The sequence below is a fragment of the Streptomyces sp. NPDC085946 genome (genome assembly GCF_044540485.1).
Taxonomy (GTDB): Bacteria; Actinomycetota; Actinomycetes; order Streptomycetales; family Streptomycetaceae; genus Streptomyces.
Genome location: NZ_JBITSF010000014.1, coordinates 90,047 through 104,135, shown reverse-complemented (window position 1 = coordinate 104,135; position 14,089 = coordinate 90,047). Strand labels below are relative to the sequence as shown.

The 14,089-nt window shown below is 71.5% G+C and carries 11 protein-coding genes and 1 pseudogene; 5 read left to right on the top strand and 7 right to left on the bottom strand.

Annotated elements, in window-relative coordinates:
* Nucleotides 1–110 precede the first annotated feature (110 nt).
* The 3 genes and pseudogenes from ACIF8T_RS25975 to mscL all read left to right on the top strand — a co-directional run bounded on the left by ACIF8T_RS25975 (nt 111) and on the right by mscL (nt 3,668).
* Entirely contained in the window at nt 111–2,831 is a 2,721-nt protein-coding gene (locus tag ACIF8T_RS25975) for a SpoIIE family protein phosphatase (RefSeq protein WP_400038494.1), read from the top strand.
* Nucleotides 2,832–2,872: 41 nt separating this feature from the next.
* Nucleotides 2,873–2,968 (top strand): annotated as a pseudogene (locus tag ACIF8T_RS25970) (IS5/IS1182 family transposase); the annotation flags it as partial.
* A gap of 256 nt (nt 2,969–3,224) precedes the next feature.
* Nucleotides 3,225–3,668 (top strand): large conductance mechanosensitive channel protein MscL, encoded by a 444-nt coding sequence (mscL, locus tag ACIF8T_RS25965; RefSeq protein WP_400038493.1) that lies wholly within the window; start codon nt 3,225–3,227, stop codon nt 3,666–3,668.
* A gap of 268 nt (nt 3,669–3,936) precedes the next feature.
* On the opposite strand, the gene ACIF8T_RS25960 is transcribed toward mscL, so the two are convergent.
* The 3 genes from ACIF8T_RS25960 to ACIF8T_RS25950 form a co-directional block, all read right to left on the bottom strand.
* Nucleotides 3,937–7,437: a substrate-binding domain-containing protein gene (locus ACIF8T_RS25960; RefSeq protein ID WP_400038492.1), complete on the bottom strand. Its 3,501-nt coding sequence runs from the start codon at nt 7,435–7,437 to the stop codon at nt 3,937–3,939.
* A gap of 145 nt (nt 7,438–7,582) precedes the next feature.
* Nucleotides 7,583–8,545 carry a polysaccharide lyase family 1 protein gene (locus ACIF8T_RS25955; protein WP_400038491.1) on the bottom strand — a complete coding sequence of 321 codons (963 nt, stop codon included), beginning with the start codon at nt 8,543–8,545 and terminating at the stop codon, nt 7,583–7,585.
* A gap of 726 nt (nt 8,546–9,271) precedes the next feature.
* Nucleotides 9,272–10,429 (bottom strand): FAD-dependent monooxygenase, encoded by a 1,158-nt coding sequence (locus ACIF8T_RS25950; RefSeq protein WP_400038490.1) that lies wholly within the window; start codon nt 10,427–10,429, stop codon nt 9,272–9,274.
* A 73-nt stretch (nt 10,430–10,502) separates the two neighbouring features.
* On the opposite strand from ACIF8T_RS25950, the gene ACIF8T_RS25945 reads away from it, so the two are divergent.
* Together ACIF8T_RS25945 and ACIF8T_RS25940 are read left to right on the top strand one after the other, a co-directional pair.
* On the top strand, nt 10,503–11,060 hold the full coding sequence (locus ACIF8T_RS25945; RefSeq protein WP_400038489.1) for a TetR/AcrR family transcriptional regulator: 558 nt from the start codon (nt 10,503–10,505) through the stop codon (nt 11,058–11,060).
* A gap of 316 nt (nt 11,061–11,376) precedes the next feature.
* Entirely contained in the window at nt 11,377–11,529 is a 153-nt protein-coding gene (locus ACIF8T_RS25940; RefSeq protein ID WP_400038488.1) for a hypothetical protein, read from the top strand.
* Between the two features lie 636 nt (nt 11,530–12,165).
* Here ACIF8T_RS25940 and ACIF8T_RS25935 read toward each other — a convergent pair.
* From ACIF8T_RS25935 to ACIF8T_RS25920, 4 genes are all read right to left on the bottom strand, one after another.
* Nucleotides 12,166–12,606 (bottom strand): MarR family transcriptional regulator, encoded by a 441-nt coding sequence (locus ACIF8T_RS25935; protein ID WP_400038487.1) that lies wholly within the window; start codon nt 12,604–12,606, stop codon nt 12,166–12,168.
* A complete protein-coding gene (locus tag ACIF8T_RS25930) occupies nt 12,603–13,097 on the bottom strand; it encodes a MarR family winged helix-turn-helix transcriptional regulator (protein WP_400038486.1) in 495 nt (164 codons plus the stop codon). Before ACIF8T_RS25930 ends, ACIF8T_RS25935 begins: the two co-directional genes overlap by 4 nt.
* 184 nt (nt 13,098–13,281) lie before the next feature.
* Complete coding sequence (locus ACIF8T_RS25925; RefSeq protein WP_400038485.1) at nt 13,282–13,554, bottom strand: hypothetical protein; 273 nt, start codon at nt 13,552–13,554, stop codon at nt 13,282–13,284.
* Between the two features lie 89 nt (nt 13,555–13,643).
* Nucleotides 13,644–14,081 (bottom strand): SRPBCC family protein, encoded by a 438-nt coding sequence (locus ACIF8T_RS25920; protein ID WP_400038484.1) that lies wholly within the window; start codon nt 14,079–14,081, stop codon nt 13,644–13,646.
* Nucleotides 14,082–14,089 lie beyond the last annotated feature (8 nt).

Genomic DNA, 14,089 nt, shown 5'->3' with positions numbered 1-14,089 from the left:
GTAGAAATTGGCCCATGGACGAAAAGCGGTCATTCCGCCCGGCCCAACGGTCGCGAGACCGCTTTGATCGACGCGGGACCGAGGGCTCGCGTCGCGGTTCGAGGCCGGGGATGCGCTCACTGCTGGGCCTGCGCACCACGGCAGGGCAAGCGTTCCTGTTGCAGGTCGTGATCGTGTTGCTGCTGGTCGCGGCCTCGGTGACGGCCCTGGTGGTCCAGGCCGACCAGGACAGCGAGAGAGAGGCCGAGCGGGTGTCGGTGGCAGCGGCCGCGTCCTTCGCGGATGCCCCGGGTACGGCCGAGGCACTGAATGCCCAAGACCCGACAGCCGTCCTCCAGCCCAGCGCTGAAAAGGCTCGTCAGAGGGCGGGCGTGGACTTCATCGTGGTCATGGACACCGAGGGCATTCGCCTTACTTACCCTGATCCCAAGGAGATCGGGAAGAAATTCGTCGGCACCATCGAACCGGCGCTGGAAGGCCGCACGGTCGTCGAGGAGGCCGGCGGACCGTTGCTGCCCACCGGCGGAGGAATGGCCGTGCAGGCTGTGGTACCGGTGACCGGTACCGACGGTTCCGTGGTGGGTCTGGTGTCCGCCGGGATCACGGTGGAGAACGTGGGGGACGCGGTCGAATGGCAACTGCCGATCATCCTCGCCGCCGGTGCGGCCGCGCTCGCGCTGTCCACCGCGGGGTCGGCGCTGGTGTCGAGTCGGCTGCGGCGGCAGACGCACGGCATGGGTCCGGCGGAGATGACCCGGATGTACGAGCATCACGACGCCGTGTTGCACGCCGTGCGGGAGGGCGTGCTGATCACCGGGGCGGAAGGGCGCGTGCTGCTGGCCAACGACGAGGCCCGGCGGCTGCTGGGCCTCCCGGCGGACGCGGAGCGGCGCCGGGTGGCGGAGCTGGGGCTGGACGAGGAGATGGCGCGGTTGCTGACGTCGGAGGAGCCGGTCACGGACGCGGTGCGTCTGGTCGGGGACCGGCTGCTGGCGGTGAACAAACGGTCCACGGTCCCGCACGGGGGCCGGGCGGGCAGCGCGGTGACGCTGCGGGACACCACGGAGCTGGCGACCGTGACGGGGCGGGCGGAGGTGGCACGGGAGCGGCTGAAGCTGCTGTATGACGCGGGGGTACGGATGGGCACCACGCTGGACATGACGCGTACCGCTCAAGAACTGGCGGAAGTGTCCGTGCCGAAGTTCGCCGACATCGTCACCGTGGAGCTGTCGGATCTTGTCCTGCGGGGCGAGGAGCCACCCGGCGCGGACACCGAGTTGCGCCGCGTCGTCATCCATGGCCGGGAGGGCGACCACGACCTCTCCCCCGTCGGCGAGCTGATCCGATTCTTGCCCGACCACCCTGGTGCTGCCGCGATGGCCGGCGGCCGAGCGGTCCTGGAGGCGGAGCTGGGGACCTCCGAAGGCTGGCGGGCAGGGAACCCCGAACATGGGCGGCGGGTGCCGGAACAGGGCGTTCACTCCCTCATCGTGGTGCCGGTGCGGGCTCGGAAGGCATTGCTGGGAGTAGCCCACTTCTGGCGGGCGGACGCCTCCGCACCGTTCGGGGAGGAGGACAAATCCTTCGCCGAGGAGCTGACCGCCCGTGCGGCGGTCGCCATCGACAACGCCCGCCGTTACACCCGCGAGCACACCATGGCCGTCACGCTGCAGCGCAGCCTCCTGCCCCGAGGCATGCCCGAGCAGAACGCGCTGGAGGCGGCCTACCGGTACCTGCCGGCCCGGGCGGGGGTGGGTGGCGACTGGTTCGACGTCATCCCCCTGTCCGGCGCCCGTGTGGCGCTGGTGGTCGGCGACGTCGTCGGCCACGGCCTGCACGCCGCGGCCACCATGGGCCGGCTGCGCACCGCCGTGTACAACTTCTCCGCCCTGGACATGCTGCCCGACGAACTGCTGGGCCACCTGGACGAACTGGTGGCCCACATCGACGCCAACGAGGCCGCCGCCGAAGAGCAGGACGGACAGGAGATCACCGGGGCCACATGCCTGTACGCCATCTACGATCCCGTCTCCGGGCAGGTGACCGCGGCCACCGCCGGCCACCCGGGGCCCGCGGTCGTCCATCCGGACGGGAACGTGGTCTTCCCCGACTTGCCGGTCTCCCCGCCGCTGGGTCTGGGTGCGGCCCTGCCCTTCGAGACCGCGGAGCTGGCCCTGCCCGAGGGCTCGGAACTGGTGCTCTACACCGACGGGCTGATCCAGGACCGGAGCCACCACCGCGACCTGGACACCGGCCTGGAGGCGCTGCGCGCCGCCCTGACAGGGCCCGACCGCACCCCGGAGGCCACCTGCAGGGCGGTGATCGAGGCCATGCTGCCCGCCCAGCCGGGCGACGACATCGCGTTGCTCGTGGCCCGCACGCGCCGCCTCGCTCCCTCGGACTTCGCCGAGTGGGACGTGGCCCGCGACCCCGCGGCGGTGGCGCCGGTCCGCGCCGCCTGCACCCGGCAACTGGCGGACTGGGGTCTGGACGACATCAGCTTCACCACCCAGCTGATCCTCAGCGAGCTCATCACCAACGCCATTCGCTACGGCGGCGACCCGATCACCGTGCGGCTGATGCGCGACCGAAGCCTGATCTGCGAGGTCTCCGACGGCAGCAGCACCTCGCCCCGCCTGCGCCGAGCCAAAACCACCGACGAAGGCGGCCGCGGCCTGCTCCTCGTCGCCCAGTACGCCGAGCGCTGGGGCACCCGCTACACCCCTGCGGGCAAGGTCATCTGGACCGAGCAACCCCTTCACGGCGGTGCGGCGGAACCCATGAACCTCGGCGACATGCTGCTCGACCAATGGAGTGACGAAGCCCTCTGACGAGGGCAAGGCCGGGTGCCTCGGCGAGCAGATCATGCCGGAAGGGCTGGCGCCTTCTACGGAAGCTCCGCCGCGGCACCGCTCGCATCACGGCGATCGTCCAGGCCGTTCTCGTCCTTCATCAGGCGTCGGCGTGAGGATGGAAAACGCTCGGTGCTGCCGCGGAGCGGCCGGCAGCAGATCCGCCCCTGTTCCGGGCTCAGCCCGGTGATCACGCGACGTACGGGCGTGCGCGGACGGGCCCGACCCTTCCTTGCCGTTCCGGCCCGGCAGAGCACTGGTGTCCGACTCCCGAGGCATCGGTGCGGTGTGGCAGGGCATCTGGGAGGGGGACGGACCGCCCGAACCCCGCGTCCCTCCCGTCGATGTCGAAGAGTCCCAAGGAGTGAGAAGGTGAAGGGCTTCCGCAGCTTCATCCTGCGCGGCAACGTGGTCGACCTGGCCGTCGGTATCGTCATCGGGGCGGCATTCACCGCGGTGGTGAACGGCTTCGTGAGCGCCTTCCTGACACCACTGGTGGGGTTGGCCACCGGCGTCACGGGCGACATGAGCCGCAAGACCTTCACCGTAGGGTCCACCGTGTTCCCCTACGGCGCCTTCGTCAACGCGGCGATCAGTTTCCTCCTCCTCGCCTCCGCCCTGTACTTCCTGGTCGTGCTGCCGATCAACAAGCTGCACGAACGTCTCGCCCCGCACCACGACGTCCAGGCACCCAAGCGGGACTGTCCCGAATGCCTCAGCCCCGTTCCCGCCCAGGCCCGACGCTGCGCCTCCTGCACCGTCCTTCTGCCCGCTGTGCCCGCCCAGGCAGGGGAGACGACCCAGCGCGCCGGGTGACCGCGACCACCCGGCCGAACACTCCGGGAGCGTGACCGGAGGCCTCCCCCGGAGCGGGCAGTCCGCCGACACAGGCGCTCGATCCCCCTCCCGAGGGCGGCGTATGCCGGCTCCGCTGCCTGCCGGTGGCGGGCGTCATGCGAGGCCGGGTCCCGCTCCTTACGCGGGTCGTGCTGACGATCGGGTCACGCCCGCGACGCGGACCGCGTGCGCATAGCCGGGTCGTGCACGGAGCCCTCCACGGTGGCCACTGGTTCCGGCCTCCGCCTCATGGTCTCGGGCCGGCGGCCGTCTCCTCGCGGTAGAAGTGCGGGGCGACACCGGTCACCCGGCGGAACACCCGGCTGAAGTAGGCGCGGTCGCGGAAGCCCACCGCCCGGGCCACGCTCTGCACGCTGTCGTCGCTCAGCCGCAGGCGCTCCGCGGCCCGCCCGATCCGCACCCGGGTCAGGTACTCCCAGACCGTCAGGCCGTAGCGCTGCTGGAAGAGCTTGCCGAGGTGGTCGGGGCTGACCCCGGCGGCCTGCGCCACCTGCCAGCGGGAGATCTGCCGCCGCCAGTGCTCGTAGAGGAAGACCAGGGCCTCGTCGAGGACGTCCCGGGTGCGCGACGGGAGCCAGCTGTCCTGGCCTGCCAGGTCACGCACGAGCGCCGCCGCCTCGTGCGGGGCGAAGACGTCCAGGTCGAGCATGAGCAGAGCCGGGTGCGGTCGGCCGCGTCGCGCGTCGGCCGCGGTCAGCCCTTCGTGTCCGGCGACGACGACGGGGCACAGCGCCCGGCCCGCGCCGTCGTGCAGGCGGTCCACGACGTCCAGTCCCTGCATGTCGGGGAGGGCCCGTTCCAGCAGCACCAGCCGTGGTCTCTCCTCGGCGACCAGGGACAGGACGGTCGTCGCGTCGGCCGCCACCCGGACGGGGTGGTCGGGCAGCGCGGCCTCGGCCAGCCGGCGCAGCGTCTCCCGGGACTCCCGCGAGCCGCCCGCGACGATCACGGGGGCGGCGAACCCGTCGGGCCGCAGCGCCCGCAGCGCGTGCCGCAGATCGGTGCCGTCGGCTCCGAACAGCAGGAACGGCGTGTGCCGCAGCAGGGGATGGTCGTGCAGTCGCTGCACGGCCCGCCACTCCTGCGGCCGGTCGGGGGTCGCGTCCCAGACGACGGCCGCGGGGGTGCGCCGTTCCACCGACGGGATGACGTCGTGCTCGGCGGCGGGCCGGTACACCTCCAGCCCGTGCCGGGCCGCGAGCGCCTCCACGTCCGCGCCGATCTCGCCGGGTGTGAGGACCAGGAGCGGCCCGTCGCCGCCCCGGGCCAGGTGCGCCTGCTCGTCGGGCGACGGCAGGGGCAGGTGCAGGACGTATTCCGGGCGGCGTGCGGTCCCGGCGACGGTCAGCGCCCCGCCGTGCATCATGGCCAGCCGACGGGCCGCGGAGACGCCGACGTCGAGGAGCCGGCCGGGCCGCGCGGACGGTGCGCGGGCGTCGGGGACGGCCACCGTGACGCGTATGCCGGAGAGGTCGAGGACGGCGGTGACCTCGGGTGAGCCGCCGCCTGCCCGGCCGGCGGCCGTGGTCAGGACGTTGTGCAGGATCTGCTCCAGCCGTGCCTCGTCCACCCACACCGGCGGCAGCCGCTCGGGCAGGTCGAGCAGCCAGCCGGAGTGCGCGGGCCGCGCGGCCGCCGCAGTCGTGCAGGCACGCGCCAGGACGGGCAGCGGGTCCAGCAGCCTTCGCGACAGCAGCAGGTCACCGGCTTCCAGGCGGGCGAGGTCGAGCAGGTTCTCGATGAGGTGCAGCACCCGTTCGGCGTCCCGGCGCACCTCGGTGAGCGCCTCTGCCGGGTCGCCGCCGTGGTGGAGCATGGCCTCCACCGGGGCGCGCACCTCGTCGGTGACATGCGTCAGAAGCCGGGTCCGGAAGCGGCTCGCCTGCTCGGCCGCGTCGCGGGCCCGCCGCACCTCGTCGAAGAGGCCGATGCCCTTCAGTGCGGCGCTGAGCTGGTCGCCCAGTTCCCGGTAGAGGGCGCCGTCGTGGTCCGCGGCTTCGGTGGAGGTCGCGTCGAACACGGCCACCCCGAGGTGTTCGTCGCCGATGTGCAGGGGTTCCAGGACTAGGGTGAAGCGGCCGTCGCGGGGCAGCAGGGCGTCGGGCAGCAACAGGCCGGCCGGGAACGCGGGACCGCCGAGGACGCCGGAGGTTCCGGCGGGCCGCTCCTCGGTCGGGGTGAGCAGGATGCGCGCCATGCCGCGCGCGGCCGGGCCGGCGGATGCGCCCGACCTGTCGTGGAGGACGACCCGGCAGTGCGGGACACCGGGCTCGGTGAGGTGTCGTTCCATCACGTCGGAGAGCCCTTCCAGGTCCACGACCGTGGTCAGGGCAGTACCGAACCGCCTCAGTCTGCGCGCGCGTTGGGTCTGGGACCAGCGTTCGTACTCCAGCAGGGCACGCGACCGTTCGGCCGCGAGGAGGCGGGCCCGCCCGAACAGCAGCTCGGCGTCCCCGCGCCGCGGCAGGGGCAGTGCGTCGACCACGCCACGGCGTGCGTCCTCCAACGCCTGGTGCCAGCGGTCGACTTCGGTCTGGGTCCCGGCGTGGCCGCGCAGCAGCTGCTCCACGAGCGAGAGGAACCCGCCGGGCCGCTCGCCGGGGTCCACCGCCTCGCCGGCCGGCCTACCGGGAGCGCCCGGCGCGCGGCCCAAATCCAGGAGGTCGGCGTGGAAGGCCGCGGCGAGCGGGGCTCCCGCGGACGGCAGCACCGAGTCCAGGGCCGCCCAGCCCTCGGGCCGGTGCTCGACGGGCGCCGCCGTACGCCCGGACACCGCCGGGGGAACCGGTGCGGGCGGGTACGTGGTGGGATAGGGGCAGCCGCAGGAACGGCGCGGCACCAGGGTGGCGGGGATGGTGGTGCGGTCCGGTGGCCGGGTTCCGCGTAATCGGGAGACGAGGGTGTCCACCGCCAGCGCGCCCAGTTCGGCGAAGGGCAGGGCCACCGAGGTGAGGGGCGGGTCGCCGAGCCGGGCCTCGGGGGAATCGTTGAAGCCGACCACCGCGATGTCCTCCGGGACGCGCACCCCGCGGTCGGTCAGGTAGCGCAGCGCTCCGCCGGCCAGGACGTCGCTGCACGCGACCACCACGTCGAAGTCGACGCCCGGGATGAGGCCGCGGGCCTCGATCAGTGTCCGCATCGCCGACGCGCCGGCCGACGCGGCGAAGTCGGCGGCGGCGCCCACATGGGTGTGCTCGTGCGGGATGCCGTGGTGGCGCAGCGCGTCGACGAAGGCGCGGTAGCGCTCCTCCGAGACCGGGTTGGCGAGCGGGCCGCGGATGCAGGCGGGCCGTTTGCGGCCGTGCCGGACGACGAGGTGCCCGACCAGTTTGCGCATGCCCGCGTGCGAGTCGATCGACAGGACATCGGCGTGGTCGCTGAGCCGCTGGTTGAGACTGATCAGCGGCAGGTGGGCCAGCCGGCGCAGCAGGCCGCGGGCCCGGGGGCCGCCGGAGGGCAGTCCCAGGGTCGAGCTCCAGCAGACGACACCGTCGAGCCGGGCCGGTCCGACGAGTTCGTACAGTTCGCTGCGGGTCACGTCGCCGTGGCGCAGGTTGCCGCCGGGGAAGCAGACGAGGTTGACGTCGTTGCGCCGGGCGGCGGCGCGGACGCCGGACCACAGGGTGGCGCCGACGCCGAGATGGATGTTGGCGGTGAGCAGTCCCACGGTGAGCGGACGGTTCGGCGCCTGCGCCGTGCCGGCCGCGGCGCACGGATCTACGGCCATCTGCGCCCCCTTGGTCGCCCTCCTCCGGGGTCCCGCGACGGCGGTGCGGTGCCGCCGGGGCGTGGGGGAACCTAGAAGAGGTGGCGGCGTGTGGCAAGACCGGTGACACGGGGGTCACCGGTCCGGCCTCGCGCGGTGGTGCGGGTCAGATCTTGCCGACACCCGCGCCCGCGGTCACCGTCGCCTTGACGGTGGACGCCGACTGCGCGGTGTAGCTGTACGGGATCGAGGCGACGGAGCCGCCGGTCTGCCCGGCGCCGGAGTTGACGAGGTGGTTGTTCCTCGCGACGAGCGAGCCCGCGTCGGAGCTGCCCTCACCGAGGTGGTAGGGGTCTTCCGTGTTCTCGAAGTAGTTGCTCTCCACCAGGACGCCCGCGTTCTCGGTGGACGCCACCCCGTAGGAGCCGATGTCGCTGAAGTAGTTGTTCAGCACGTGCACCGGGTTGCCGAAGCGGACCCGCGGGTTGCGCTGGTTGGTGCCGTCGAACCAGTTGTACGCGTAGGTCACCTTCAGCTTGCCGGTGTCCTCGGACGCGTTGCTGTCGGAGTGGCCCAGCAGCATGTTCTTGTCCTGGTCGTGGGTGCGGTTCCAGGACACCGTGATATTGGTCGAGGCGCGCTTGATGTCGACGGCTCCGTCGTTGGCGCCGGAGATGTCGTTGTGGTCGATCCAGACGTTCGTCGAGTACTGGACGTTGATGGCGTCGTCGTTGGACCCGGTGAACGTGAGGTTCTGGATGATCACGTTGTTCGCGTTGGCGACGTTGAGCCCGCTGCCGGTGATCTTCCCGGCGGTGCCGACGCCGACGATGGTCTTGTTCGAGGCGACCTTCGTCATCGACGACAGGGCGATGGTGCCGTTGACCCGGACCACCTGGGTGGTGGTGCTCTGCACCGCCGCTATGAAGGCGGAGGCGGTGCTGACGGTCACCGTGCTGCCACCGGCCCCGCCCGTGGTGGCGGCACCGAAGCCGATGGGTCCGGCAGCGGCCGCCGTCGGTTCCGCGGCGGCGGATCCGCTGGCGGTGGTGGCTCCGATCACGGCCATCGCGACGGCCGTTGCCGCCGTGGCTCCGACCAGGGTGAACCGTGCGCTCGTCCTGCGCATGGGGAACTCCGTCCGTGGGGTCTGGAGAGGTGTCGTGCTGTGCGGGTGCACCACCGGGGCCGCGCGGTCGGCTCACTGTGAGCCTAGAGCGGCGGGTGTGGACAATGACGTGCTGTGTGTGGACTATTGCGTTCCGGCCGCTCCGGGAACACGGACACGGCCCGTCCCCCGGAACTCGTCTGCTTCGGGGAACGGACCGTATCGGTTTCATCCGGGCAGGTCAGACGACGGGTCACTGCACCCAGCCCTTCATCACCAGTCCGTCGCAGTGCCACTGCGCCTCGGACAGGACCGTCCCGTTCCTGCCGCACCCCTGCCGCACTCCCCACCGCCAGGCCGTTGATCAAGGCACATGCAGAAGTCCGGCCGGAGCACTACTGATCTTTCCGTAAGTTCGGTGCGTGTGGTGGGTGGAGGTGAGTCCGGTGGCTTCCGTGCCCACCCGCGAAAACGCGGCATCGCGCACACCGTCCCCGAGAGGACCGACCAGCGACGGCACCGGCTGAGGCCCGGTTGCCACGGTGGCCGACCGCCAGGGTCAGACCGGGAGACCTACCGACGGCACAACACGATCGAGCGCTGCTCCAACCGGCCCAAGGGCTTCCGCAGGATCGCCACCGGACACGAGAAGACCGCCCCTTCCTACGAAGCAACGGTCACCCCCGCGCCCTTCCTGCTCTGGGCAAGCCCCGTTCGAAGACGAACCCTGGCGAGGTGCGAATCGGATCAGCTCAGGTGTGGTGGGACCCAGGCGTGGTGCCGAAGGATCATGCGCGTCGCGGCGCGGGAGGGTGTCAGCCGCATCGCCGTGTTCCGCAGGGCGACGGCCAGCGGGTGGGAGAGCTGCTGACCCATCCTCCCGGCCTGCCGGGCGGCCCGCGCAACGGCCTGGCTGCGCGGTCGGCGCTCGGCGTCGTAGCGAGCGAGCGCGGCCTCGATGGTGGGCTCGGTGGCGAGCGCGGCGGCCAGGGTGACCGCATCCTCCAGCGCCTGACAGGCACCCTGACCGAGGTTGGGCGTCATCGCGTGCGCCGCGTCACCGAGCAGCGCGATCCGGCCGACCGTGTACGAAGGGAGCGGTGTGCGGAGTTCGTTGACATCATGGTGCAGCACGGCGGTGCGCCGGGTCGCATCGAGCAGGGCGGGGATGGGGTCGTGCCAGGTGTGAAATCGTCTGCGCAGTTCGGCCAGCGGGTCGGCGAACCGCGTCCCGGCAGGGAGGTCGAGAACGGCATGCCACTCGGCCCGCCCGTCGCGGAAGGCGATGTGCCCGAACTCGGCCCCGCGCCCCCAGGTCAGCTCGAAGTCGGTGCGCAGGTCGACCGCCTGCTCGGTGATGGCGCGCAGCACCGTCGAGCCGCTGTAGACCGGGCCGGGGTGGGCCGGGAAGAGATGGCTGCGCACTTTGCTGCCGATGCCGTCGGCCGCCACCACCAGATCGGCGTCCAGGACCGTGTCGCCGCAGCCGACTCGAACCGTCCCGGGGCCGATCTGCTCCACCGAGTCCGACTCGGAGCCGATCAGCAGTGCCTCGGCGGGCAGGGAGTCGCGAAGCAGTCGGTGCAAGGTGGAGCGAGGGATGCCCATGATCGGCGTGCCCACCGCCTTCTCCAGCGCCGAGCCGTCCATCCTGACCAGCCAACGGCCCTGTGGCGTGCGGGTGCCGCCGTTGTACTGGCCTCGCGAGGCATCCCGGACGGCCTCGCCGACGCCGAGTTCGTCCAGCGCCCGCAGGCCGTTGGCGGCCAGCGAGATGCCCGCCCCCGCGTCCTCGAGCATGGCCGTGCGCTCGACGACCGTCACTTCCCATCCGGTGCGGCGAAGCCCGATCGCGGCGGCCAGCCCGCCGATACCTCCTCCGACCACCACTGCCCTGTTGCCCATACCGAAACCCCCACTCCTTCTACACCTGTAGAAGGAAACTCTACCTACGGCTCTACAGGTGTAGAAAGGAACCATGGCTTCGGATCGGCGCACCCTCCTCGCGGACGCGGCTATCGACGTACTCGCCGACGAAGGGATCCGCGGCCTGACCCACCGTGCGGTCGACCGGAAAGCGGCCATGCCGCCCGGCACCACGTCGGCCTACTTCCGCACCCGAGCCGCGCTGCTCACCGGACTGGTCACACGCCTGGTCCAACTCGACCAGGCAGAGTTGCAGATGATGGCCGAGAAGCTTCCCCCTCTGCGCACCGTCGAGGAACTGGTGGACGGAATGGCGCTGCTCACCCGACACCGACTCACCGACGAGGGCCGCCGCCGTTCGCTCGCCCGCTACGCCTGCGCCGTCGAGAGCGTGCGCGACCCTGAGCTGCGCGAGATCCTCGTACCCCGCGAGAACGCCGGCCGCGAGGCCGTGCGGCTGTTCCTCACCGCGCACGGCGTGACGGACGTCGAGAATCGCACTCACCTCCTGCTGACCTGCATCGACGGACTGGTCTTCGACCGGCTGGTGAACGGCGGAGAAGTACCGCGCGAGGCCCTCGAAGGCCTGGTCGCCGCCGCCCTGCGTTAGGGCCCGGGCGTCCACGGTCTCGCTCGAACCGGCTCGCGGCCTCATCCGTCTCCACCGCCCACAAGGCGTACGAGAGGCATACGAACAGCGCATCACCGCCGAGCGGTGCATCAACCGCCTGAAGCAGTGGCGCGACATCGCCACCCGCTACGAGAAGACCGCGGCCATTCACCTGGCCGGACTGCACATCGACGGCGTCTTCCCCCGGGTCCGCCCGATGATCCGAACGAAACCGCCCGGTACTCCCGCAACTTCGTGATCCGGTCCGATGACTGTGCGGAGTAGGCAGCCAGGCTTGTTGTGGGGGTGGGGCGGGATGGACGAACGCATGGTCATCCTGAACGAGTTGACGCAAGGCATCCGTCCGCTTCCCCAGGGCGTCGGCTGGTTCGAGGGCCTCGCGGACACCGAGCAGTTCGAAACAGCGGCCGTGACCTCGTCGCCGGCCCCGGTCCGCCGGAGCTCTTGAACCAAGGGCGGGGTCGTTTTCGTCCGTTGACCCCGGCGGCGGTGTCGAGCGGCCGCAGGGGCGGGGCCATGCCACGCATGCCCCCGACGGGCCGGCCGTCAGTCGGTCAGGGGCAGGGCGGCCGCCATCACGTTGCGGTCCCTGCGACCGATCAACGGGAAGATGATCTGCAGTCCCTGCTCGCTCTTCGGCGAGGAGACCACGAAGGAGAAGTGGCAGGCGCTCCTTGATCGGGGAGCGGACGAAAGTCGCGTGAGGGATCGTCGTCAGGTGCTCCTCCGGGCGGGCGAACACCGGGTTGGCTCGGAAGATGAAGAGGCTGCGGTCGCTCATTGCCAGGCACATGGGGCCGGCACCGGGAACACGGCCATGCCATCGCTCATGATCGCCGACGTCCGGCGTACGGCGAGCCGATTGCGGGGCGCCGCCGCGGCGTTCCGGTGCCGGGACACACAGCCACCGCCGGACTACCTGGGCGGGACCGGACCGACCCGAGTCGTCGGCATGCCTTGTCACACGGACGAGGCTCCTCGGGAGGGCGGTGGCAGCGCCGATCCATCTCTCGGTCGGATACCGCCGAGTTGTCCTTCAAAGATGAATGGCCGGCATTTGCTTCGGCATTGAGCTGAAAGTCCGTCAGGTCAGCTCTTCCAGCTCCGCGTTCGCGCGTTCGGTGACCAGGGCGAGGACGCGGCCGGCTGCGGCGAGGTCCTCGGCGGGTATGCCGCCCCAGATGCGGGCGGAGATGGGGGCGGTCTCCGCACCGGCGGTGGCGATCAGCTCGCGTCCCGCGTCCGTGGGGCGAAGGTGGGCGCCGTCCTCGACGAGCAGTTGCTCGGCCAGCAGTTCGTCGACAGTGGCGCGGATCTCGGCTGGGTCGGCCTTGAGGGAGCCTTGGACCTGGGCGACGAGATCGCCCGGTGCCTGCGGGGCGTCAGCGGTGAGGGCGGCGCGCAGGACGACCTGCTGCTGGAACGTGATGCCGTGCCGGGCCAGGACGCGCTCGAGGACGCCGCGGGCGGCGTAGTGGGCCAGACCGAGGGCGCGGGAGTCGGCGACGGGTGCGGTGTTGGTCATGGTGCTGCCCTCCGGGTGTTCTTGTCGTTCGGTACGGGTGGAGCGAGAGGCGTGTCGAGCAGGGTCGTCAGCTCGTCGGTGAACGCGCGCGTCCGCGGGGCGTCGAGGCCGCCGAGCGGCTCCAGCAACTGCTGAAGCAGTTCCTGGACCACGGCGATGGCCCGCCGTGTGACGGCCTGGCCCTGCTCGGTGAGGGCAAGCTGCACGGCGCGCGGGTCGCGGGGGTCGCGGGTGCGCTCGACCAGGCCGGCCGACTCCAGGGCGCGCGCCAGCTTCGAGACGTACAGCGCCTCCAGGCCGGTGTGGTCGGCGAGCCGGCGCTGACTGGGACGCTCGCCGGTGCGCTGCATGCCGTGCAGCGACGCGACCAGCGAGTACTGCGCGTGGGTGAGGCCCAGCGGAGCCACCGCGCGGTCGACCGCGACGCGCCACTTGTTGGCGAGACGCCACACCAGAAAACCAGGCGTGGGGCCCGGTGAACTCTTGCTCATGACCAATAGATTACATGGCTACTATGTCCATGGCTACTGTCTTCCGGCGGATGTGACGGCACATCCGACACAGCACCGCGAGGGACTACGGCAAGACGCCTCCGCGGGACCGCTGAACCGCCGCTCCTCACGCTGGATCCAGCCCTGAGCAGTTGGTCGTAGCTGTAAGAACAGGCCAGGGAATTCAGCGGTGGGACGAGTGCTTGTCGGCGGCGACGCTGTCGGGCTTCTCGCATGGCCGGCCCAAGACCGACTGGAACTGCGTGCGATCAGTTCGCCGCTTGCCGGGGACCGTGCGCAGGTCGAGTTCCGGCGGCTCGGGCAGCGGAGGGCCGTCGGGGAGTGCTTCGGCCGAGGTGAAGGTGCGGACCAGGGGGACCAGGGCACCCGCCGTCGCGGCGACGCCGCCGACGATCAGCGAGCGCCGCGACAGCCGCGGTGACCGGCGCTCAGCCATGACGGCTGTGCGCGTCGGTGGAGGGCGCCGGATCGGCGTCCGGTGGTGCTCACGCGGTCGGCCGGGGTCGGCAGCGGGGTCGTCCGGGGTCAGCTCCGGTTCTCCGCGGTGGTCTTCAATACCCGCAGCCAGGCCAGGAGCGATTCCTCGAGCGCGAGGTGCAGGGCGTGGGGGTTCGCTTCGACGGGGGCGCCCGCCCAGGACTCGCGGGTGCTCACCCGCACACCGTCGCCGGTCTTCTCGAACTCCCGGACGTGGATGCCGGTGATGCCGTGGGCGGGGCCGCCCCAGACGATACGGCGCCCGGGGATGAGTTCGGCGACGGTGGAGCTGATGTCGAGGCCGGCTGTCGTCCAGTCGAACACCGCGCCGACGGCGAGGGGTCCGTGCAGGGCGGCGGTGTCGATGCCGGTGTTCCACTGCGGCCAGGAGTCCACATCGGTGTGCGTCCGCCAGATCGTTTCCAGCGGGGCGTGCACGGTCTGGTGCAGTTCTACGACGACGGGGGCGGTGCGGTCGATGTCCATGACGTTCT

Bases quoted from the DNA above. Each gene is read 5' to 3' on its own strand.
- ACIF8T_RS25955 (WP_400038491.1), bottom strand. From the start codon at position 8,545: ATGCGCAGGACGAGCGCACGGTTCACCCTGGTCGGAGCCACGGCGGCA.
- ACIF8T_RS25950 (WP_400038490.1), bottom strand. From the start codon at position 10,429: ATGGGCAACAGGGCAGTGGTGGTCGGAGGAGGTATCGGCGGGCTGGCC.
- ACIF8T_RS25945 (WP_400038489.1), top strand. From the start codon at position 10,503: ATGGCTTCGGATCGGCGCACCCTCCTCGCGGACGCGGCTATCGACGTA.
- ACIF8T_RS25930 (WP_400038486.1), bottom strand. From the start codon at position 13,097: ATGAGCAAGAGTTCACCGGGCCCCACGCCTGGTTTTCTGGTGTGGCGT.
- ACIF8T_RS25960 (WP_400038492.1), bottom strand. From the start codon at position 7,437: ATGGCCGTAGATCCGTGCGCCGCGGCCGGCACGGCGCAGGCGCCGAAC.
- ACIF8T_RS25975 (WP_400038494.1), top strand. From the start codon at position 111: ATGCGCTCACTGCTGGGCCTGCGCACCACGGCAGGGCAAGCGTTCCTG.
- ACIF8T_RS25935 (WP_400038487.1), bottom strand. From the start codon at position 12,606: ATGACCAACACCGCACCCGTCGCCGACTCCCGCGCCCTCGGTCTGGCC.
- ACIF8T_RS25925 (WP_400038485.1), bottom strand. From the start codon at position 13,554: ATGGCTGAGCGCCGGTCACCGCGGCTGTCGCGGCGCTCGCTGATCGTC.
- ACIF8T_RS25920 (WP_400038484.1), bottom strand. From the start codon at position 14,081: ATGGACATCGACCGCACCGCCCCCGTCGTCGTAGAACTGCACCAGACC.
- ACIF8T_RS25940 (WP_400038488.1), top strand. From the start codon at position 11,377: ATGGACGAACGCATGGTCATCCTGAACGAGTTGACGCAAGGCATCCGT.